The organism is Halomonas heilongjiangensis, assembly GCF_002879645.1.
GTDB lineage: Bacteria > Pseudomonadota > Gammaproteobacteria > Pseudomonadales > Halomonadaceae > Halomonas > Halomonas heilongjiangensis.
Genome location: NZ_PNRE01000061.1, coordinates 28,362 through 48,014, shown reverse-complemented (window position 1 = coordinate 48,014; position 19,653 = coordinate 28,362). Strand labels below are relative to the sequence as shown.

At 68.6% G+C, this 19,653-nt stretch carries 20 protein-coding genes and 1 other RNA gene; 17 read left to right on the top strand and 4 right to left on the bottom strand.

Going from position 1 to position 19,653, the window contains the following annotated elements; genetic code table 11:
* Nucleotides 1–170 precede the first annotated feature (170 nt).
* The 7 genes from rplM to C1H66_RS13835 all read left to right on the top strand — a co-directional run bounded on the left by rplM (nt 171) and on the right by C1H66_RS13835 (nt 5,133).
* Nucleotides 171–599, top strand: a complete 429-nt coding sequence (gene rplM / locus C1H66_RS13865; protein WP_102628472.1) for a 50S ribosomal protein L13 — start codon at nt 171–173, stop codon at nt 597–599.
* A 13-nt stretch (nt 600–612) separates the two neighbouring features.
* The gene (gene rpsI / locus C1H66_RS13860; RefSeq protein WP_102628471.1) at nt 613–1,002 is read left to right on the top strand and encodes a 30S ribosomal protein S9; all 390 of its coding nucleotides are present in this window, start codon (nt 613–615) and stop codon (nt 1,000–1,002) included.
* 220 nt (nt 1,003–1,222) lie between these two features.
* Nucleotides 1,223–1,813 carry a ubiquinol-cytochrome c reductase iron-sulfur subunit gene (petA, locus tag C1H66_RS13855; protein ID WP_102628470.1) on the top strand — a complete coding sequence of 197 codons (591 nt, stop codon included), beginning with the start codon at nt 1,223–1,225 and terminating at the stop codon, nt 1,811–1,813.
* The gene (locus tag C1H66_RS13850) at nt 1,813–3,072 is read left to right on the top strand and encodes a cytochrome b (protein ID WP_102628469.1); all 1,260 of its coding nucleotides are present in this window, start codon (nt 1,813–1,815) and stop codon (nt 3,070–3,072) included. The genes petA and C1H66_RS13850 overlap by 1 nt, the downstream gene beginning before the upstream one ends.
* Nucleotides 3,072–3,839 carry a cytochrome c1 gene (locus tag C1H66_RS13845; RefSeq protein WP_102628468.1) on the top strand — a complete coding sequence of 256 codons (768 nt, stop codon included), beginning with the start codon at nt 3,072–3,074 and terminating at the stop codon, nt 3,837–3,839. The genes C1H66_RS13850 and C1H66_RS13845 overlap by 1 nt, the downstream gene beginning before the upstream one ends.
* Nucleotides 3,840–3,983: 144 nt before the next feature.
* Entirely contained in the window at nt 3,984–4,610 is a 627-nt protein-coding gene (sspA, locus tag C1H66_RS13840; RefSeq protein ID WP_102628467.1) for a stringent starvation protein SspA, read from the top strand.
* A 52-nt stretch (nt 4,611–4,662) separates the two neighbouring features.
* Nucleotides 4,663–5,133, top strand: coding sequence for a ClpXP protease specificity-enhancing factor (locus C1H66_RS13835; RefSeq protein ID WP_102628515.1), 471 nt, complete (start codon nt 4,663–4,665; stop codon nt 5,131–5,133).
* Nucleotides 5,134–5,226: 93 nt separating this feature from the next.
* On the opposite strand, the gene C1H66_RS13830 is transcribed toward C1H66_RS13835, so the two are convergent.
* The 4 genes from C1H66_RS13830 to C1H66_RS13815 are packed head-to-tail and all read right to left on the bottom strand — an operon-like array spanning nt 5,227 to nt 8,635.
* A complete protein-coding gene (locus C1H66_RS13830) occupies nt 5,227–5,805 on the bottom strand; it encodes a BON domain-containing protein (protein WP_102628466.1) in 579 nt (192 codons plus the stop codon).
* A gap of 5 nt (nt 5,806–5,810) precedes the next feature.
* A complete protein-coding gene (locus C1H66_RS13825; protein WP_102628465.1) occupies nt 5,811–6,404 on the bottom strand; it encodes a phosphoheptose isomerase in 594 nt (197 codons plus the stop codon).
* A gap of 51 nt (nt 6,405–6,455) precedes the next feature.
* The gene (locus C1H66_RS13820) at nt 6,456–6,824 is read right to left on the bottom strand and encodes a YraN family protein (RefSeq protein WP_102628464.1); all 369 of its coding nucleotides are present in this window, start codon (nt 6,822–6,824) and stop codon (nt 6,456–6,458) included.
* The gene (locus C1H66_RS13815; protein WP_102628463.1) at nt 6,824–8,635 is read right to left on the bottom strand and encodes a penicillin-binding protein activator; all 1,812 of its coding nucleotides are present in this window, start codon (nt 8,633–8,635) and stop codon (nt 6,824–6,826) included. Before C1H66_RS13815 ends, C1H66_RS13820 begins: the two co-directional genes overlap by 1 nt.
* 38 nt (nt 8,636–8,673) lie before the next feature.
* Here C1H66_RS13815 and rsmI point away from each other — a divergent pair, with 38 nt between their 5' ends.
* The 10 genes from rsmI (at nt 8,674) to ftsW (ending at nt 19,633) form a co-directional block, all read left to right on the top strand.
* Nucleotides 8,674–9,531, top strand: coding sequence for a 16S rRNA (cytidine(1402)-2'-O)-methyltransferase (rsmI, locus tag C1H66_RS13810; RefSeq protein WP_102628462.1), 858 nt, complete (start codon nt 8,674–8,676; stop codon nt 9,529–9,531).
* Nucleotides 9,532–9,563: 32 nt separating this feature from the next.
* An RNA gene (rnpB, locus tag C1H66_RS13805) (RNase P RNA component class A) lies at nt 9,564–9,929 on the top strand.
* A 51-nt stretch (nt 9,930–9,980) separates the two neighbouring features.
* Nucleotides 9,981–10,937, top strand: coding sequence for a 16S rRNA (cytosine(1402)-N(4))-methyltransferase RsmH (rsmH, locus tag C1H66_RS13800; RefSeq protein ID WP_102628461.1), 957 nt, complete (start codon nt 9,981–9,983; stop codon nt 10,935–10,937).
* A 9-nt stretch (nt 10,938–10,946) separates the two neighbouring features.
* Nucleotides 10,947–11,267, top strand: a complete 321-nt coding sequence (ftsL, locus tag C1H66_RS13795; RefSeq protein ID WP_102628460.1) for a cell division protein FtsL — start codon at nt 10,947–10,949, stop codon at nt 11,265–11,267.
* Nucleotides 11,264–12,973: a peptidoglycan D,D-transpeptidase FtsI family protein gene (locus C1H66_RS13790; RefSeq protein ID WP_102628459.1), complete on the top strand. Its 1,710-nt coding sequence runs from the start codon at nt 11,264–11,266 to the stop codon at nt 12,971–12,973. Before ftsL ends, C1H66_RS13790 begins: the two co-directional genes overlap by 4 nt.
* Before the next feature lie 37 nt (nt 12,974–13,010).
* Nucleotides 13,011–14,519, top strand: coding sequence for a UDP-N-acetylmuramoyl-L-alanyl-D-glutamate--2,6-diaminopimelate ligase (locus C1H66_RS13785; RefSeq protein ID WP_102628458.1), 1,509 nt, complete (start codon nt 13,011–13,013; stop codon nt 14,517–14,519).
* Nucleotides 14,516–15,895 carry a UDP-N-acetylmuramoyl-tripeptide--D-alanyl-D-alanine ligase gene (locus C1H66_RS13780; RefSeq protein ID WP_102628457.1) on the top strand — a complete coding sequence of 460 codons (1,380 nt, stop codon included), beginning with the start codon at nt 14,516–14,518 and terminating at the stop codon, nt 15,893–15,895. The genes C1H66_RS13785 and C1H66_RS13780 overlap by 4 nt, the downstream gene beginning before the upstream one ends.
* Before the next feature lie 9 nt (nt 15,896–15,904).
* Nucleotides 15,905–16,987 carry a phospho-N-acetylmuramoyl-pentapeptide-transferase gene (gene mraY / locus C1H66_RS13775; protein WP_102628456.1) on the top strand — a complete coding sequence of 361 codons (1,083 nt, stop codon included), beginning with the start codon at nt 15,905–15,907 and terminating at the stop codon, nt 16,985–16,987.
* A gap of 58 nt (nt 16,988–17,045) precedes the next feature.
* Nucleotides 17,046–18,422, top strand: a complete 1,377-nt coding sequence (gene murD, locus C1H66_RS13770; RefSeq protein WP_102628455.1) for a UDP-N-acetylmuramoyl-L-alanine--D-glutamate ligase — start codon at nt 17,046–17,048, stop codon at nt 18,420–18,422.
* Nucleotides 18,419–19,633 (top strand): putative lipid II flippase FtsW, encoded by a 1,215-nt coding sequence (ftsW, locus tag C1H66_RS13765; protein WP_102628454.1) that lies wholly within the window; start codon nt 18,419–18,421, stop codon nt 19,631–19,633. Before murD ends, ftsW begins: the two co-directional genes overlap by 4 nt.
* Nucleotides 19,634–19,653 lie beyond the last annotated feature (20 nt).

Here is a 19,653-nt window from a genome sequence, read left to right as displayed (position 1 = left end):
CTTCGAGCTTGAGTGCGGCATTGCCTTGGCACCGGTGGCTCGTGTAGAATGCGCGCTCGCTCGACCGTTGTGCCGTCCTCCGCGAGGCGGGGCAACCAAGAAGAATAGGGATGGTCCCATGCCGGGCGCTCCGGCGGCAGGACCCAATACATCGATCTGGTGATACCTCCATGAAGACGTTCACTGCCAAACCGCAGTCCGTCCAGCGCGACTGGTACGTCGTCGACGCCACGGACAAGACGCTCGGCCGTCTGGCCACCGAAATCGCTCGTCGCCTGCGCGGCAAGCACAAGCCGGAATTCACCCCGCATGTCGATACCGGCGACTACATCGTCGTGATCAATGCCGAGAAGGTGAAGGTCACCGGCAACAAGGCCAAGGCCAAGACCTATTATCGCCACACCGGTTATCCGGGTGGCCTGCGCTCCATGACCTTCGACAAGCTGGTCGAGCACGCGCCGGAGCGCATCATCGAGTCCGCCGTGAAGGGCATGCTGCCGAAGGGTCCCCTGGGTCGTGCCATGTATTCCAAGCTCAAGGTCTATGCCGGCACCGAGCATCCGCATGCTGCCCAGCAGCCGCAAGAACTGAACATCTGAGGGAGTCTTCGCCATGACACAGCAGTATTACGGTACCGGGCGCCGCAAGACCTCTACCGCCCGCGTCTTCCTGAAGCCGGGCACCGGCAAGATCATCGTCAACAGCCGTGAGCTGGACCAGTACTTCGGTCGCGTCACCGGGCGCATGGTGGTCCGTCAGCCGCTGGAGCTGACCGACACCCTGAACCAGTTCGACGTCTTCGTCACCGTCAAGGGCGGCGGCGGTTCGTCCCAGGCCGGGGCCATCCGTCACGGCATCACCCGTGCCCTGATGGTGTACAACGAGGAATTCCGCAAGTCGCTGCGCGAAGCCGGCTACGTCACCCGTGACGCCCGTCAGGTCGAGCGCAAGAAGGTCGGCCTGCGCAAGGCGCGTCGCCGCCCGCAGTTCTCCAAGCGTTAAGCGGTCGCTGCGGCGAGAAAAAACGCCCGGGTCCCATGACCTGGGCGTTTTTTTATTCCTGATCAATGATTTGTCGCCGGCTTTCCACCTTGGTCAAGGGTGGTTGTCCTTGTGCGGGGCGTCACGATTTTTTACCATAGTGCGCATTTGGTGTCCGTGGTCGCGGGATGCGTTCCTGCCCGTGATGGAACGACGGGTAAGCTGATGGGAGAAACCTGAAATGGCAGACAACGGCGTGAACAAGGGTCGGCGCCGTTTCCTCGTGGGTGCCACCACCGTTGTGGGTGCGGTGGGTGCCGTCGGGGTAGCGGTCCCCTTTGTGGCTTCCTGGCAGCCCAGTGCCAGGGCAAGGGCGGCGGGTGCGCCGGTACGAGCTGACATCTCCAAGCTCGAACCGGGTCAGCGCATGACCGTCGAATGGCGGGGGCGGCCGGTGTGGGTCATCAATCGCACCCCCGAGATGATCGAGCGGACCGAGAGCAGCGACCCGGCGCGTTTCTCCGACCCGGATTCCGAGGTTCCCCAGCAGCCGGGGTATGTCAGCGGACCGTTGCGTTCCATTCGTCCCGAGATCGGCGTGTTGATCGGTATCTGCACCCACCTGGGCTGTTCGCCGCTCTACCGGCCCGAGCCGGATGCGGTTGACATGGACAACTGGCCGGGCGGCTTCTTCTGTCCCTGCCACGGCTCCTATTTCGACCTGGCGGGACGGGTATTCCGCAACGTGCCGGCCCCGACCAACCTCGAGGTGCCGCCGTACCGCTTTGAAGACGATGACATCATCGTCGGTGAAGATGAGGAGACTGCCTGATGGGTACCCCGAATCGCGTCAAGGCGGAACGCGGCCTCATGCGCTGGGTCGATGACCGCTTTCCTGCCACCCAGATGTGGCAGGACCACCTGTCCAAGTACTACGCGCCGAAGAACTTCAACTTCTGGTACTTCTTCGGTTCGCTGGCCTTGCTGGTACTGGTCAACCAGATCCTCACCGGCGTGTGGCTGACGATGAGCTACAATCCTTCGGCCGAGGGTGCCTTTGCCTCGGTCGAGTACATCATGCGCGACGTGGAGTACGGCTGGCTGATCCGCTACCTGCACTCCACCGGTGCCTCGGCCTTCTTCGTCGTCGTCTACCTGCACATGTTCCGCGGCCTGCTCTACGGCTCCTACAAGGCGCCCCGCGAGCTGGTGTGGATCTTCGGCATGGCGATCTACCTGCTGCTGATGGCCGAGGCCTTCATGGGCTACCTGCTGCCCTGGGGGCAGATGTCCTACTGGGGGGCGCAGGTGATCATCTCGCTGTTCTCGGCGATCCCGTTCATCGGCCCGGATCTGGCCCAGTGGGTGCGGGGCGACTTCCTGATCTCGGGCATCACCCTGAACCGCTTCTTCGCCCTGCACGTGGTGGCGCTGCCCATCGTGATCCTGGCACTGGTGGTCCTGCACCTGATCGCCCTGCACGAGGTCGGCTCCAACAACCCCGACGGCATCGACATCAAGGCCAAGAAGGACGAGACCGGCAAGCCACTCGACGGCATCCCGTTCCATCCCTACTACACGGTGAAGGATATCGTCGGCGTGGCGGTCTTCCTGTTCGTCTTCGCCGTGGTGGTGTTCTATTTCCCGGAGGGCGGTGGCTATTTCCTCGAGCGACCCAACTTCGAGCCTGCCAACCCCATGGTCACGCCTGACCACATCGCGCCGGTGTGGTACTTCACGCCCTTCTACGCGATCCTGCGGGCCATCACCTTCGACCTCTTCGGGCTCGACGCCAAGTTCCTCGGGGTGCTGTTCATGGGCGGCGCCATTGCGGTGCTCTTCGTGCTGCCCTGGCTCGACCGCAGCCCGGTGCGTTCGATGCGCTACAAGGGCTGGATGTCCAAGGTCATGCTGGTGCTGTTTGCGGTCAGCTTCGTGATCCTGGGTATCCTCGGGGCGCTGCCGGCCACGGCGCTGCGTACCGCGGTGGCGCAGCTCTGCACCGCCCTGTATTTCGCCTTCTTCCTGCTGATGCCGCTCTACACCCGGCTGGAGAAGACCAAACCCGTTCCGGAGAGGGTGACTGGCTAATGAAAAAGCAACTGTTCGCACTGCTCTTCGCGCTGGTGCCCTTAACAGCGCTGGGTGCCGGGGCCGAGGACGTGCCCCACTCCATGACCCCGGACCTGAGCAACCAGGAGTCACTGCAGCGTGGCATGCAGCTCTACGTGAACTACTGCATGGGCTGCCACTCCCTGGAGCACCAGCGTTTCGCCCGGGCCGCCGAGGATTTCGGTATGCCCCAGGATCTGGTCGAGCAGAACCTGATCTTCTCCTCGGACCTGGCCTACAACGACCAGATGCACGTGGCGATGACTCGCGAGGACGGGGACAACTGGTTCGGTGCCGCCGCACCCGATCTGACCCTGCATGGTCGCCTGCGTGGTGGGGACTGGATCTACTCCTACCTGTTGAGCTTCTACAAGGATCCAAGCCGTGCGACCGGCGTCAACAACGCCGTCTTCGACATGGTGGCGATGCCCAACGTGCTCGAGCCGCTGCAGGGGGTACAGGAGAAGGTCTGCGCCGAGAGCGACCGCCCCATCGAGGGCGCCGAACTCGATCCGTTGACCGGCAAGTACCAGTCCTGCGAAGTGCTGCAGGTGACCCAGCCGGGGGCCATGGAGCCCGACGAGTTCGAGGAGGCGGTCTATGACCTGACCAACTTCCTGGTCTACGTCGGCGAGCCGTCCAAGCTGCATGCCCAGACCCTGGCGCCCAAGGTGCTGATCTTCATCTTCATCTTCGGTGTCATCGCCTACCTGCTGAAGCGCGAGTACTGGCGCGACATCCACTGATCCGTCAGCGACGGACGTGACCGGGGGCGTGTGGCCGGAGGCCATGCGCCCCCTGTGGTTCATGCAAGGTGGTTCGTGCTCGGCCCCTCAAGGCGGGGGCTGTCGTGTTATCATTCCGGTTCGAACTGATGCGAGGATTGTTTCATGGGTGTAGTGGCCAAGCGGTCGTCGATGATCTTCTACTCCGGGGGCGATGACCACTTCAGTCATCGTGTACGCATCGTGCTCGCCGAGAAGGGCGTGGCGGTGGATATCGTCGAGGTCACCGACGAGCAGCACCCCGAGGAGCTCGCCGACCTCAACCCCTACAACAGCGTTCCCACGCTGCTGGACCGGGACCTGGTGCTCTATGAGTCGAAGGTGATGATGGAGTACCTGGACGAGCGTTTCCCGCATCCGCCGCTGTTGCCGGTGTATCCGGTGGCCCGGGCCCAGAGCCGCCTGTGGATGCATCGCATCGAGCGCGAATGGTGCCCGTTGGTCGACCAGATCCTCGGCTCGCCCCGGAAGGAGGCCGAGAAGGCACGCAAGGAGTTACGCGAGAGCCTGATCGGCATCTCGCCGATCTTCGAGGACATGCCGTTCTTCATGAGCGAGGAGTTCACTCTGGTCGACTGCTGTCTGGCCCCGATCCTCTGGCGCCTGCCGGTGCTGGGTATCGAATTGCCGGAGCCGCAGATCAAGCCGCTGACCGGCTACATGGAGCGGTTGTTCGACCGCGAGGGCTTCAAGGCCGCGCTGAGCGAAAGCGAACGCGAGATGCGTCCCTGAATCCGAGTCCCGGCCCCTTGGTCCGGGCTCCCCAATGCAGGAGGGCAAGATGATGCAATCGAGCCGCCCCTATCTCGCCAGAGCCCTGTACCAGTGGTTGCTGGACAACGAGCTCACCCCCTATATCGTCGTCGATGCCGAGCAGCCCGGCGTCGAGGTGCCGCGCCAGTTCGTGCAGAACGGCCAGATCGTGCTCAACATGGCGCCCACCGCGGTGCGAGATCTCTTCATGGAGAACGAGGCGCTGGGGTTCAGTGCCCGCTTCGGTGGCCAGCCGATGCGCATCATGGTGCCGATCTCGGCGCTCGTGGCGATCTATGCGCGCGAGAACGGCGTAGGCATGGTGTTCGGCCACGAGCCAGTGCTGCCGGAGTCGGCCAAGCCCGAGGCCGACGAGCCGGTGCTTTCCAGTGTCGATGCCGAGGCGCCGGGCGACGATCCTGAAGCCGGGGAGTCGGGGGTGGATGCCGACGGCGAGGCCCGGCCTCGCAAGGGGCGCCCCTCGCTGCGGGTCATCAAGTAGCCTGATGCGAGGCGTGGGTGTGAAGGTGAGAAGAGCGGCAAACGAAACGGCAGGCCTTCGGGCCTGCCGTTCGCGATCCAGGGCTCGAGAGCGTCAGTCGATGTAGTCGAATACCTTGACGATGCGCTGCACGCCGCCGATCCGCGAGACCGCCTCGACGATACGATCCGCTTCGGCGCGGCTGACGATGCCCATCAGGTAGACGCTGGCGTTCTCGGTGACCACGCGGATGCGTCCCGAGTCGATCGACTCGTTGCCGGCCAGGTTGGTGCGGATCCGGGTATTCACCCAGGTATCCGAAAGCCGCTGGCTGGCGGGCAGGTTGCCGGCCACGGTCAGTTCGTTGTGCACCTCGCGCACGTTGCGCACCTCGCCGGCGATCTCGGTCGCCTTGTCCTTCAGCTCTTCGCTCGGCACCTGGCCGGTGAGCAGAACCACGCCGTTGTAGGCGTCGACATTGATGCGCGCGTCGCCCAGGCGGGCGTCGGTACGACGCAGGTTGTGACGGATCTTGGTCTCGATGCTCTCATCCTCGACCTGGGTGCCGAGGGTGCGTCTGCCGTAGTTCTCGTCGAGGGTGCCGGGGTTGGTGACGCCGGTAACGGCGGTACAGCCGGCGATGCCGAGTGCCAGGGTCAGCAGCAGGGGGGTGCACAGGGACTTCTTGGTCATGGGAGTTACTCGCTTGCGCCGAAGAGTTGTTCGTCGATCAGATCGCACAGGCAGTGGATCACCAGCAGGTGAACCTCCTGGATGCGGGCGGTGGAAGTGGCCGGCACGCGGACCTCGCAGTCGTCCTGGCCGAGCAGGGAGGCCATGTTGCCGCCATCGCGGCCGGTGAGGGCCACCACCGTCATGTCGCGGTCGTGGGCCGCCTGAATCGCCTGGATCACGTTGGCCGAGTTGCCGCTGGTGGAGATGGCCAGCAGGATGTCGCCGGGTTGTCCCAGGGCACGCACCTGCTTGGAGAAGACCTCGTTGTAGCTGTAGTCGTTGGCGATGGAGGTCAGCGTCGAGGTGTCGGTGGTCAGGGCCAGGGCGGGCAGGCTCGGGCGCTCGCGCTCGAAGCGGTTGAGCAGCTCGGAAGAGAAGTGCTGGCTGTCGCCGGCGCTGCCGCCGTTGCCGCAGGCGAGGATCTTTCCTTCATTGACCAGGCACTGCACCATCATCTGGCTGGCCACCTCGATGAAGGGCGGCAGCACTTCACTGGCGTAGGTCTTGGTGTCGATGCTGGCGTTGAAGTGGCCGAGAATTCGCTGCTGGAAATCCATGCTGGGTTCCTGGTCCTGGTTCGTGCCTGTGGGGCAGTTTGGCTTGGCCGGTCAGAACGCGTCGAAGGCACCCTGCACCCACAGGAAGTCGAGGGCCGGGGCCTGGCCGGTCACGGCCAGCACGTCGAAGCGGCAGGGACATGATAGCCCGTTGCGCTGGAGATAAAAACGCGCCGCCCGGATCAGGCGGCGCTGCTTGGCGGCGGTGACGGTCTCGAGCGGGTGGCCGTGGCGGGTGTCGGCACGGTGACGAACCTCGACGAACACCAGTACCTCGCCGTCGCGCATCACCAGGTCGATCTCGCCGCCCTTGGCGTGCTGGTTGCTCGCCTCGAGATCGAGGCCCCGGTCGGCCAGCCAGGCCGCGGCGAGACGCTCGACGGCGCCGCCACGGGCCCGGGCGTCGCGGGGGCCGGCCATCAGTCGCTGCTGGCGTCGTGGTTGTCGCTGGAGCCGCCGCGGCCGCCCTGGCCGAAGAGCCCGGGGATCAGGATGGGACGCGGCACGCCGTTCTCGAAGCGCGCCCAGGGCAACTGGCGCTGGATGCGACCGTCGCTTCCCGGGCGCAGGGTCCCGGTGGCGCCGTACAGCTCGCTGTCCGGCACGGCCTGGAATTGCGGCAGGCGGCGCGCGAGTTCATAGGCATCGACCCCCATGGCCATCAGTCGGAACAGCGCCGGGTCGGACTCCTCGCGCAACTGGCGATAGCTGGTCGTGAAGGGCAGGGCGTCCTCGCCGCCCACCGCGGCATCGGGAATCTGCCAGGGGATGTCGATGAACTGGACATCGTCGAGGTCGTGGTCCAGCCGCGGCTGCAGGCGACCCTCGAAGAGATGCGAGGTGGCATAGATCGGCAATCCGCTGGCGTAGTAGTAGTCCAGGGTGGGGGGGACCTGGCGGGCATACTCGGGCAGGGCGAGCAGGAACAGCATGTCGATGTCGCCGAGCCGTGCGCGTTCACCGCTCACGCGCAGCGCCGGGCGCACCGCATTGGCGACGCTGCCCTCCGGGTCGTAGCGCACGGCATTGGTGACCTCGCCGCCGCGCTCGCTCCACTCGCTCCAGAAGGCTTCACCGACGCGACGCCCCCAGTCGTTGTCCGGCACCATCAGGACCGCCCGGCGGTGGCCGTCCTGCCAGGCGCGGCGCGCCGACTGGCGGGCCTCGTCCTCGGCGGAGAGGCCGTACTGGAAGAGCCCTCGGGCCTGGTTGCGTTCGCCATGGCCATAGTTGAGCGCCAGGGTCGGCAGCGGCACGCTGTCGAGGTTCTCGAGCTCGGTGACCTGATCCTTGTCGAGCGGGCCGATCACCACCTGGGCGCCGCGATTCTCGGCCTCTCGATAGAGCGCCGCAAGGTCGCTGTTGCTGGCGTCGATGAAGCTCAGGCGGGCGCTGCTGCCGCCATCGGCGGCGTTGAGGTGATGGGCGCGCATGCCTTCGCGGATGGCGCCGGCGACGCCCGACAACGGGCCCGATTCGGGCAGGAAGACGGCGATGTGGTCGACCTCCATCCCGCGCAGGTCGCGCAGGGCCAGCAGATCGGAGGGTACCCGCCGTGCGGCGGGGTGCCGGGGGTGGCGCTCACGCCAGTCGTCGAGGCGGCTGAACAGTCGCTCCAGGTCGCCGGCGCTGCTGCGGGCCAGCTCGGCCAGGTCCAGCCAGCCCTGGGTGAGGTCGTCGGCGCCGTCGCGCAGCGCCGAGAGTTCGCGCCCATCGAGACGCGAGAGGGCCTTCCAGATCGGATCGTTGAGGGCCTCCTGGTCGGAGTCGGCCTGGGCACGAAGCAGTGCCTCGGCGGCGGCGCCAGGCTCGTCGACCTCGAGCAGGGCCAGCCCCAGGCGCTGGCGCAGGGTGTCGGCCTGGTCGCGGGAGAGGTCGAGGGCGTCGATGTCCTGTCCGGCCTGGATCACCGCCCAGGGGTCGTCCAGGTCCTCACCCAACCCGGAGAGCAGCAGTGCCCAGCGTGCCCTGGCCTGGCCGGGGAGCAGGCCGTCGTCGATGTCGCCGGCGATCTCGAGTGCCTGGGTGCGCTGCCCCTGGCGTGCTAGGATGTCGGCCGCTTCGAGCCGGGTGAGGGCGGCCTGTTCGGGGGCTTGCTGCTGGGCCTGCTCGAGCAGGCGGCCGGGATCGTCGTCGGGCATGCGCTCGACGATACCGGGTTGATAGGCACAGCCGACCAGCAGCAGTGCCAGGAGCGCGGCGGCCATGGGGCCGCGGGGCATTTTCCGCATGAATCCATCCTTGTCCTGAGGGCGCCAGGGGAGCCGACATGTCTGACTCGAGTATGGGCACATTGTACGTGGTCGCCACGCCGATTGGGAATCTGGAGGATCTGAGCCCCCGCGCCGCCAGGGTGCTGGGCGAGGTGGCGCTGGTCGCCGCCGAGGATACCCGACACACGGCCCGGCTGTTGCGGCACCTCGGGCTCTCGGTGCCGATGCTCTCGCTGCACGAGCACAACGAGGCGGCCCGGGTTGCCCAGCTCGATGCGCGGCTCGCCGCCGGTGAGTCGATCGCCCTGGTCAGCGATGCCGGCACGCCACTGATCAGCGACCCGGGCTTCGTGCTGGTGCGCGAGCTGCGTGCCCGCGGCCGGCGTATCGTGCCGCTGCCAGGCCCCTGTGCCCTGGTGACGGCGCTCTCGGCGGCGGGCCTGCCCACCGACCGCTTCCTGTTCAGTGGCTTCCTGCCGGCGAAGGGGAGTGGCCGCCGCGGCCGCCTGGAGGCGCTGGCGAGGCGCGAGGAGACCCTGGTCTTCTATGAGTCCCCTCATCGTATCCGCGACACCCTGGCCGACCTGGCCACCTGCCTGGGCGGTCGTCGCCTGGTGCTGGCGCGAGAGTTGTCCAAGGCCTTCGAGACCTTCCTCGACGGCACGGCGGCCGAGCTGCTCGAGCGCATGGCGACCGACCCCGACCAGGCCCGCGGCGAGTTCGTGATCATGGTGGCCGGTGCCCCGCCCCGCGAAGACGAGGAGGCCGCGGCGGTGGACGCCGACGCCCTCCTCGCGGCGATGCTGGTCGAGGGGGTGGGGGTCAAGCAGGCCGCGGCGGTGGCGGCCCGGGTGCTCGGCGGCGGCAAGAAGGCCTGGTACGCCAGGGCGCAGGCGCTCAAGGACGGGGATTGAGGGGCGCGCGAGGCGCTGGTATGCTTGCCGCGGGAGTTGGCCAGGCAGTCGCCGCTGGTCCCGGTTCTCGGATCGGGCCAGGGGAGGAAAGTCCGGGCTCCACAGGGCAGAGTGCCAGGTAATGCCTGGGCGGCGCGAGCCGACGGAAAGTGCAGCAGAGAGCAGACCGCCTACGTCTCCCCCGGGAGGCCGGCAAGGGTGAAAGGGTGCGGTAAGAGCGCACCGCGCGCCTGGTAACAGTGCGTGGCAAGGTAAACCCCACTCGGAGCAAGACCAAATAGGAACCCCATGGCGTGGCCCGCGTCGGGTTCGGGTAGGTTGCTCGAGGGCCGTGGTGACGCGGCCCCTAGATGAATGACTGTCCACGACAGAACCCGGCTTATCGGCCGACTCCCACTCGCGAATCTTGTCGTCGCGTCCGCCCCCTCCAGCTTGTCATCGAGAAGCGCATGCCGTCACCCGCCCCTGAACACGCCTCCCGCGGCTTTCGCCATGCCAGCGTGCTGCTCGATGGCGCCGTCGCCGCCCTGGTCCACGAGCCGCGCGGCGCTTACCTGGATGGCACCTTCGGGCGCGGCGGCCACTCCCGTGAGATCCTCGGCCGGCTGGCTCCCGAAGGGCGCCTGCTGGCCATCGATCGCGATCCCCAGGCGATCGCCGAGGCGGCCGCCATCACGGATCCGCGCTTTGCCATCGAGCAGGGCGAGTTCGCCCGGCTCGGCGAGATCGCCGATCGCCATGGCCTGCACGGTCGGCTGGCCGGCATCCTGCTCGACGTCGGCGTCTCCTCGCCCCAGCTCGACGACCCCGAGCGCGGTTTCAGCTTCCTGCGCGACGGCCCGCTGGACATGCGCATGGATCCGACCCGCGGCGAGAGTGCGGCGGACTTCATTGGCCGGGCCAAGGAGGCGGAGATCGCCCGGGTCTTCAAGACCTACGGCGAGGAGCGCTTCGCCCGGCGTCTGGCTCGGGCCATCGTCGCGCGTCGCACCGAACGGCCCTTCACCCGCACGGCGGATCTCGCCGATGTCGTCAAGACCGCCCATCCCGCCTGGGAGAAAGGCAAGCACCCGGCGACCCGTGTCTTCCAGGCGCTGCGCATCCAGGTCAACGGCGAGCTCGAGCAGCTCGATGCGGCCCTGGAGGCGGCGCTGGAGGCCCTGGCTCCGGGCGGTCACCTGGTGGTGATCAGCTTCCACTCCCTGGAGGACCGCCGGGTCAAGCGCTTCATTCGCCAGCATGTGCGGGGCGATACCCACCTGCCACGCGGCGTGCCGATCCGTGACGACCAGCTCGAGCGGCGGCTGGAGGCCCTGGGCAAGGCGCAGCGCCCGACGGCCGCCGAGGTCGAGGACAACCCCCGTGCCCGCAGTGCGGTGATGCGCGTGGCACGCAAGCGGCATTGAGGAGGCGTCATGGTCCAGGGACGACCCGCGACGGCATCCGCCTTCGACTGGCTGCGGGGCCGGTCGAGCCTGCTGCTGGTCGCCACCCTGCTGGTGATGGCCTGCCTGGTCAGTGCCCTGGCGGTGATCACCGCCAGCCACCTGACCCGCGAGCAGTATGGCCGTCTGCAGCAGCTCGAGCGTGAGCAGAACCAGTTGCAGACCGAGTGGGGCCAGCTGCTGCTCGAGGAGAGCGCCTGGTCGTCGCCGGCCCGTATCGAACGCCTCGCCGTCGAACGCCTGGAGATGCGCCTGCCCGATGTCAACGAGGTCGAGGTGATCCGGCCATGAGTACCGAGGTGCGCAGCGGGGTGACGCCGCGCCGCCCGCCGCCCATGGCGCCCATGGGCGGGTTGCGCTATGGCCTGGTATTGCTGCTGGTGGCGATCGGCCTCGGCCTGCTGGGCGGTCGCATCGCCATCCTGCACGTGATCGACCGCCCCTTCCTGCAGGGGCAGGGCGATGCCCGCACCCTGCGCACCGACACCATTTCCGCCCACCGGGGCATGATCACCGACCGCAACGGCGAACCGCTGGCCATTTCCACGCCGGTGGTGACGCTGTGGGCCAATCCCCAGGAGCTGCCGGTGGACAGCATCCAGCGGCTGATGCTGGCCCGGGCCCTGGGGGTGGAGCTCGATGCGCTCAACGAACGCGTCGGGCGCTACGGCGAACGCGAGTTCATGTACCTGCGGCGGCAGATGACCCCGGAGGCGGCCCAGCGGGTCCTCGACCTGCGGATTCCCGGTGTCTATGCCCAGAACGAATACAAGCGCTACTACCCGGCCGGCGAGGTCACCGCCCAGCTGCTGGGGGTGACGAACGTCGACGACGCCGGCCAGGAAGGCCTCGAGCTCGCCTACCAGCCCCATCTCGCCGGGACCCCCGGGCAGCGGCGGGTGCTCAAGGACCGGCGCGGCCGCCTGGTGCGCGACCTGCAACTGCTGCGCGAGGCGCGGCCCGGCGGCGATCTCACCCTTTCCATCGACCAGCGCCTGCAGTACATGGCCTATCGCGAACTCAAGGCCGCGGTGACCGAGCACGAGGCCGACGGCGGGGTGGTGGTGATGATGGATGCCCGCAGCGGCGAGGTGCTGGCCATGGCCAACCAGCCCTCCTACAACCCCAACAATCGTGCCGGCATCGACCCGCGTGGGCTGCGCAACCAGGCCATCGTCGACGTCTTCGAGCCCGGCTCGGTGATGAAGCCCCTGGCCATGGCGGCGATCATGGAGAGCGGCCGGTTCGACCGCGACACCGTGGTCGATACCTCGCCCGGCTGGATGCGTATCGACCGCTTCACCATCCGTGATATCCGCAACTACGGCGAGCTGGACATGGCCGGGATCCTCGAGAAATCCTCCAACATCGGCATGTCGAAGCTGGTACTCGAGCTCGATGACCCCGTGGTGCCGGATCTCTACCGGCGGCTCGGCTTCGGCCAGAGCCCGGAAACCGGGTTCCCGGGCGAGTCCACCGGCAGCCTGCCGGCACCGGTGCGCTGGTCGCGCAGCCAGTGGGCGGCGATCTCCTATGGCTATGGCCTCTCCGTTTCGGCGTTGCAACTGGCCAGCGCCTATACTGCCATCGCCAACGATGGCGTCAGGATGCCGCCGTCGCTGCTCAGGCTGTCGGAGCCGTCATCGGGCATGCCGGTGATCGAACCCGACGTGGCCCATGACCTGTTGCGGATCATGGAGGAATCGGTCCAGCCGGGTACCGGTGGGCGGCGTGCCGGCGTGGCCGGCTACCGTGTGGCCGGCAAGTCCGGCACGGTGCGCAAGACCTCGGCCAGCGGTTACCAGCAGAACGTCTACCGCAGCCTGTTCGCGGGCATCGCGCCGGTCTCGGACCCGCGCATCGTCACCGTGGTGATGATCGACCACCCGCGTGGAGGGGAGTATTACGGTGGCGCCGTGGCGGCGCCGGTGTTCTCGCGAGTCACCGGCAACGCCCTGCGGCTGCTCGATGTGCCGCCCGACCAGCGGGTTCGCTGAAACCGACCATGTATCCGAGCCAGGGGAGACGCAGTTCATGCAGGTGAGTGCAGCGCGGTTGGCGGCCAGCCTGAGGCGGGGCTGGCCCGGGGTCGAGCTGCCCCGGCTCGACGAGCGCCCGGTGCGCCTGGTGATGGACAGCCGTCGCCTGACGGCGGGCGATGTCTTCGTCGCCGTGCCGGGCGTGGCCAGCGATGGTCGCGACTTCATCGAAGCGGCCCTCGCGGCCGGCGCCGGTCTGGTGCTCGCCCATCGGGAGGCCGACGCGCCATCGGCCGTCCCGGTCGATCCTCGGGTGGTGCCGCTCGAGGGGCTACGCGGGCGTCTCGGCGAGCTGGGCCGCGAACTCTTCGCGGTGCCTGCCGCGCTGGAACTGATCGGCGTGACCGGCACCAACGGCAAGAGCTCGGTGACCCACTACCTGGCCGAGCTGAGTCGGGCACTCGGCGTCGATACCGGCCTGGTCGGTACCCTCGGACACGGCCGCCCCGGGGCCCTGATCGACGCCGGCCTGACCACGCCGGGGCCGCTGGCCCTGCAGGCGTCGCTCGGCGAACTCGCCGCGAGCGGGGTCCGGCGCGTGGCCATGGAGGTCTCCTCCCATGCCCTGGAACAGGGGCGTTTGGAGGGGTGCCGGATCACCGCCGCGCTGTTCACCAACCTGACCCGCGACCATCTCGACTACCACGGCAGCATGATCGCCTATGCCGCCGCCAAGGCGCGGCTGTTCCGCCGGCCGGAGCTCGAGCTCGCCGTGGTCAATGCCGACGATCCGCTGGCCCGGTTGATGCTGGCGGGTCTGGACCCCGGTGTGCGGGTGCTGGCGACCGGCGAGGACGAGGCGGTGACCCTGAGGGTCGTGGACTGGCGGCCCCATGAGGCCGGACAGCGGGCACTGATCGCCACCCCCGAGGGCGAACGGGTGCTCGAGCTGCCGCTGCTGGGCCGCTTCAACCTCGACAATGTCCTGCTCGCCATGGCGACTCTCCACGGGCTCGGTCATGGACTGGAGGCGCTGTTCGCCGCCGCCGGCGAACTGACGCCGGTGCCGGGGCGCATGCAGGCCCTCGTGCGCCCTGGTGCCCCCACGGTGGTGATCGACTACGCCCATACCCCGGATGCCCTGGAGAGCGCGCTCACGGCGCTCGCGGCGCACCTGCCGGGCAGCGGTCGACTGTGGTGCCTGTTCGGCTGCGGCGGTGACCGCGACGCCGGCAAGCGCCCGCTGATGGCGGCCGCCGCCGAGCGCCACGCCGACCGCCTGGTGGTCACCGACGACAACCCGCGCGGCGAGGCGCCCGCGGCGATCCGCGGGCAGATGCTCGCCGGGCTGTCCGACGACGGCCGGGAGCGGGCCTGGAACCTGGGCGGGCGCGCCGAGGCGATCGCCCGGGTACTCGCCGAGGCCGGTGGCGACGACGTGGTGCTGATCGCCGGCAAGGGGCACGAGACCTATCAGGACGTGGCCGGCGTGCGTCACCCCTTCTCGGATGTCGACGAGGCCGAGCGGGCCCTGGCGGCCCGGGCCGAGGAGGGGGCGCCATGAGCCAGTCTGGCCTTGCGACCCTGGCCGCGGTGGCGGACGCCCTGGGGCTGCCGGCACCGGTCGAGGACCGCGCGCTCACCGCCATCGTCACCGATACCCGCCGGCTCGTGCCCGGCTGCCTGTTCGTGGCGCTCAAGGGCGAGCGCTTCGATGCCCACGACTTCATCGACCAGGCCCGGGAAGGCGGTGCGGTGGCGGCCGTGGTCGAGAGAAAGGTGGAACGGCCGGGGGACGATCCGCTGCCGCAGCTGGTGGTGGCGGATACCCGCCTGGCCCTGGGGCTGCTCGGTCGGGCGCGGCGTCGCGCCTGGGGCGGCCCACTGGTGGCGGTGACCGGCAACAGTGGCAAGACCACGGTGAAGGAGCTGCTCGCGGCGCTGCTGTCGCGCCGTGGAGCGACGCTTTCGACCCGCGGCAATCTCAACAACGACATCGGTGTCCCCCTGACCCTGCTCGGGCTCGAGCCGGGGCATCGCCAGGCGGTGGTGGAGCTCGGCGCCAACCACCTCGGCGAGATCGCCTGGACCACGGTGCTGGCCGAGCCGCGGGTAGCGGTGATCACCAACGTCACCGGCGCCCATGTGGGCGAGTTCGGCGGTCCGGGCCGCATCGCCCAGGCCAAGGCGGAGATTCTCGCCGGGCTCGCCGCCGATGGTGTGGCGGTGCTCAACCGCGACGACGCCTACTTCGCCACCTGGGCGCGGCTGGCGGCACCCCGCGAGGTGCTCGACTTCGGCCTCGAGGGGTTGGCCCGGGTCACGGCCTCCGCGCTGGCCTGCGACGCCCTCGGGCGCTATGCTTTCACGCTTGTCGTGGACGGGCGTGAGCTCGGCCGCGTGCAGCTCGCCCTGCTGGGGCGCCACAACGTCGCCAACGCCCTGGCCGCGGCTGCGGCCGCGCTGGCCATGGGCCTCGACGAGGCCGAGGTGCTCGCCGGCCTCGCCGCGGTGGCGCCGATGCCCGGGCGCTTGAGCGTCGTGGAGGGGATCAACGCCACACGACTGCTGGATGATACGTATAATGCCAACCCCGGCGCGGTGAAGGCGGCGCTCGACCTGCTGGTGGCGCTGCCCGGGCCGCGCTGGTGCCTGCTCGGCGCCATGGGCGAACTGGGGGAGGCGTCCGACCGGTTGCACGCCGAGATCGGGCGCCACGCGCGGGAACTGGGGATCGACTTCCTCGGCACCTTCGGCGAGCCGGCACGGGCGGCGAGCCGAGCCTTCGGCGAGAAGGGGTGCCACTTCGACGATCGGGAGGCGCTGACGCGCCACGTCCTCAACCATCTGCCGCCAGGGGCCAGCGTGCTGGTCAAGGGATCGCGCAGTGCCGGCATGGAACAGGTGGTGGCCGCACTGCGCTCGGATGCATCAAGGTGAACGCGATACATGCTGCTTTATCTGGCCAATCTACTGGCGCAATTCTTCAGCGCCTTCAACGTCTTCAACTACCTGACCCTGCGCATGATCCTGGGGACCCTCACCGCCCTGGTGCTCTGCCTGTGGCTCGGGCCGGTGATGATTCGTCGCCTGGTGGAGCGCCAGATCGGCCAGGCGGTACGTGACGACGGCCCCCAGTCGCATCTCTCCAAGGCCGGCACCCCGACCATGGGCGGTGCGATGATCCTGATGGCCATCGCCGTCAGCACGCTGTTGTGGGGCGACCTCGCCAACCACTATGTGTGGATCGTGCTGGCGGTGACCCTGGGCTTCGGTGCCATCGGCTGGGTCGACGACTACCGCAAGGTGGTGGAGAAGAACCCGCGCGGCCTGCCGGCACGCTGGAAGTACTTCTGGCAGTCGGTGATCGGCCTGGCGGCGGCAGGCGTGCTCTACGCCACCGCCGTCGAACCGGCGGAGACCAGCCTGATCGTGCCGCTGTTCAAGGACATCGTGCTGCCGCTCGGCGTGTTCTATCTGGTGCTCACCTACCTGGTGATCGTCGGGAGTTCCAATGCGGTCAACCTCACCGATGGCCTCGACGGCCTGGCGATCATGCCCACCGTGCTGGTGGCCATGGGACTGGCGGTGTTCGCCTATGCCAGCGGCAACGCGGTGTTCGCCAACTACCTGCAGATTCCCAACATCGTCGGCGCCGGTGAGCTGGCGGTGTTCTGCGCCACCATCGCCGGGGCCGGCCTGGGCTTCCTGTGGTTCAATACCTACCCGGCCCAGGTGTTCATGGGCGACGTGGGGGCCCTGGCGCTCGGGGCGGCGCTGGGCGTGGTGGCGGTGATCGTGCGCCAGGAGATCGTGCTGTTCATCATGGGCGGCATCTTCGTCATGGAGACCGTCTCGGTGATCCTTCAGGTGGGTTCCTACAAGCTCACCGGGCGGCGCATCTTCCGCATGGCGCCGCTGCATCACCACTACGAGCTCAAGGGCTGGCCGGAGCCGCGGGTCATCGTGCGCTTCTGGATCATCACCGTGGTCCTGGTGCTGATCGGCCTGGCCACGCTGAAGGTTCGCTGAACGGATTCGCTGAGCCCCGCGGGGGAAGATCGTCAACGTCGTACGCCAGGAGCCAACCATGGTTAAGGTGCCGAAGGGAGTCACGCTGGTGGTCGGGCTCGGCGTCTCCGGGCGCGCCATCTGTCGCCACCTGAACCGGCTGGGTCGGTCCTTCATGGTCGCCGACACCCGGGCCATACCGCCCGGCATGGATGACTTCCGCGCGGCCCATCCGGGGGTCGAGGTCCACTGCGGGCCGCCGAGTGACCTGGACCTCTCCGAGGTCGAGGAGGTGGTGGTCAGCCCCGGCGTCGACCCGCGTACCCCGGGACTGGCCGAACTCGCCGACCGTAGCCGCGAGGCCACCGGCGAGCCGCTGCTGGTGGGGGAGATCGCGCTCTTCGTGCGTGCCTGTCACGCGCCCATCGTTGCCATCACCGGCTCCAATGCCAAGTCCACCGTCACCACCCTGATCGGCGAGATGGCCCGGGAAGCCGGCCGCCGCGTCGCGGTGGGCGGCAACCTGGGCACCCCGGCCCTGGACCTGCTGGCCGAGGCCCCCGAGGCCGAGTTGTACGTGCTGGAGCTGTCCAGCTTCCAGCTCGAGACCACGCCGCGCCTCGGGGCCGAGAGCGCGGTCTTCCTCAACCTCTCCGAGGACCACCTGGATCGCCACGGTGACATGGCCGGCTATCGGGCCGCCAAGCTCGGTATCTTCCGTGGCGCTCGCCATGGGGTGATCAACGCCGAGGAGCCCATGACCTGGCCCGAGACCCGCCTGCCGGCCCAGGACCGCTTCACCACCGGCACTCCCGCGGCCGGTGAGTGGGGCATCGGCCGTCGTGAGGGGCGCGGCTGGCTGATGCATGGCGACGAGCCGCTGATGCCGGCCGACGAGGTCCGCCTGCCGGGGCGCCACAACCAGGCCAATGCCCTGGCGGCGCTGGCCGTGGGACGCCGCCTCGACCTGCCGCTGGACGCCATGTGTCGCGTGCTGCGCCGCTTTCCCGGGTTGCCGCACCGTGGCGAACTGGTCGCCGAGGTCGAGGGCGTGCGCTGGATCAACGACTCCAAGGGCACCAACGTGGGGGCCACCCTGGCCGCCATCGCCGGCCTCGGCCCGACCCTCGAGGGGCGGCTCGTGCTGCTCGCCGGCGGGGTGGGCAAGGGCGCCGACTTTCGACCGCTCGCCGAGCCCCTGGCCCGCTACGGCCGCGAGGCGATCCTCTTCGGCCTGGATGCCGAGCGCCTGGAGCGGGCGCTGGGGGGGCGGCTACCGCTGACCCTGGTGGAGAACCTGGACGCCGCCATGACCCGCGCCGCCGCCATCGCCGAGCCCGGCGACTGCGTGCTGCTCTCGCCGGCCTGTGCCAGCCTCGATCAGTTTGCCAACTACCAGGCGCGGGGCGAGGCGTTTCGTCGCCGGGTGCAGCGCCTGGCGGGGAGGACACCATGAAACGCCTGGCCCGCTGGCGGGAACGCCTCTCCACCCGCGACCAGCCCTTCGACGGCTGGCTGCTGCTGGCGGCCCTGTCGCTGATGCTGATCGGCTGGGTGATGGTCACCTCGGCCTCCACCGAGGTGGCCTCGAGCCTGACCGGCAACGCCTACTACTTCAGCATCCGCCACGGCATCTTCCTGGTGGTCGCGCTGCTCGTCGCGGCCCTGGTAGTGCGAGTGCCGCTGCTATGGTGGAAGGCCAACGGGCCGCTGCTGCTGCTGGTGGGCATCGCCCTGCTGGTGCTGGTGCTGCTGGTGGGGCGCGAGATCAACGGCAGTAAGCGCTGGCTCTCGATCCCCGGGGTGCCCTTCAACCTCCAGGCCTCGGAGGTCGCCAAGCTCTGTCTGATCGCCTACATGGCGGGCTATCTGGAGCGCTTCCTGCCCCAGGTGAGGCGGCAGTGGGGCGCCTTCCTGCGCCCCCTGCTGGTGATGGCGCTGATCGCCCTGCTGTTGATCCTCGAGCCCGACTACGGTGCCGTGGTGGTGATGACCGGCTGCGTGATGGGCATGCTGCTGCTCGCCGGCGCCCCCTGGGGGCGTTTCGTGCTGCTGCTGGGCCTGGTGGGGCTGGCCGGTTTCTACGTGGCGATCGCCGAACCCTATCGCCTGGCGCGCCTGACCAGCTTCGCCGACCCCTGGGCCGATCAGTTCGCCAGCGGTTACCAGTTGACCCAGGCCCTGATCGCCTATGGTCGCGGCCACTGGCTGGGCATGGGGCTCGGCAACAGCGTGCAGAAGCTCTTCTACCTGCCCGAGGCCCACACCGACTTCGTCTTCGCCGTGCTGGCCGAGGAGCTCGGCCTGTTCGGCGCCATCGGGGTGGTGGGCCTCTTCGCGCTGCTGATCTGGCGCGCCATGGCGGTGGGACGGCGCGCGGAACTGGCCAAGCTGCCGTTCGCCGCCTACCTGAGCTATGGCATTGCCCTGGTGGTCGGTGCCCAGGCCTTCATCAACATCGCGGTGAGTACCGGCATGTTGCCCACCAAGGGGCTGACCCTGCCGCTGCTCAGCTACGGGGGGTCGAGCCTGCTGGTCAGCGCCGTGATGATGGCGCTGCTGCTGCGCGCCGACATCGAGACCCGCCAGGCGGTGCGTCGGGCCAGCCCGGCCGCCCCGCGGGAGGGCCCGGCCCCCCGTCTCGACAAGCGAGGAGCCGTCCAGTGAGCACGCGACCGGGACGTCGT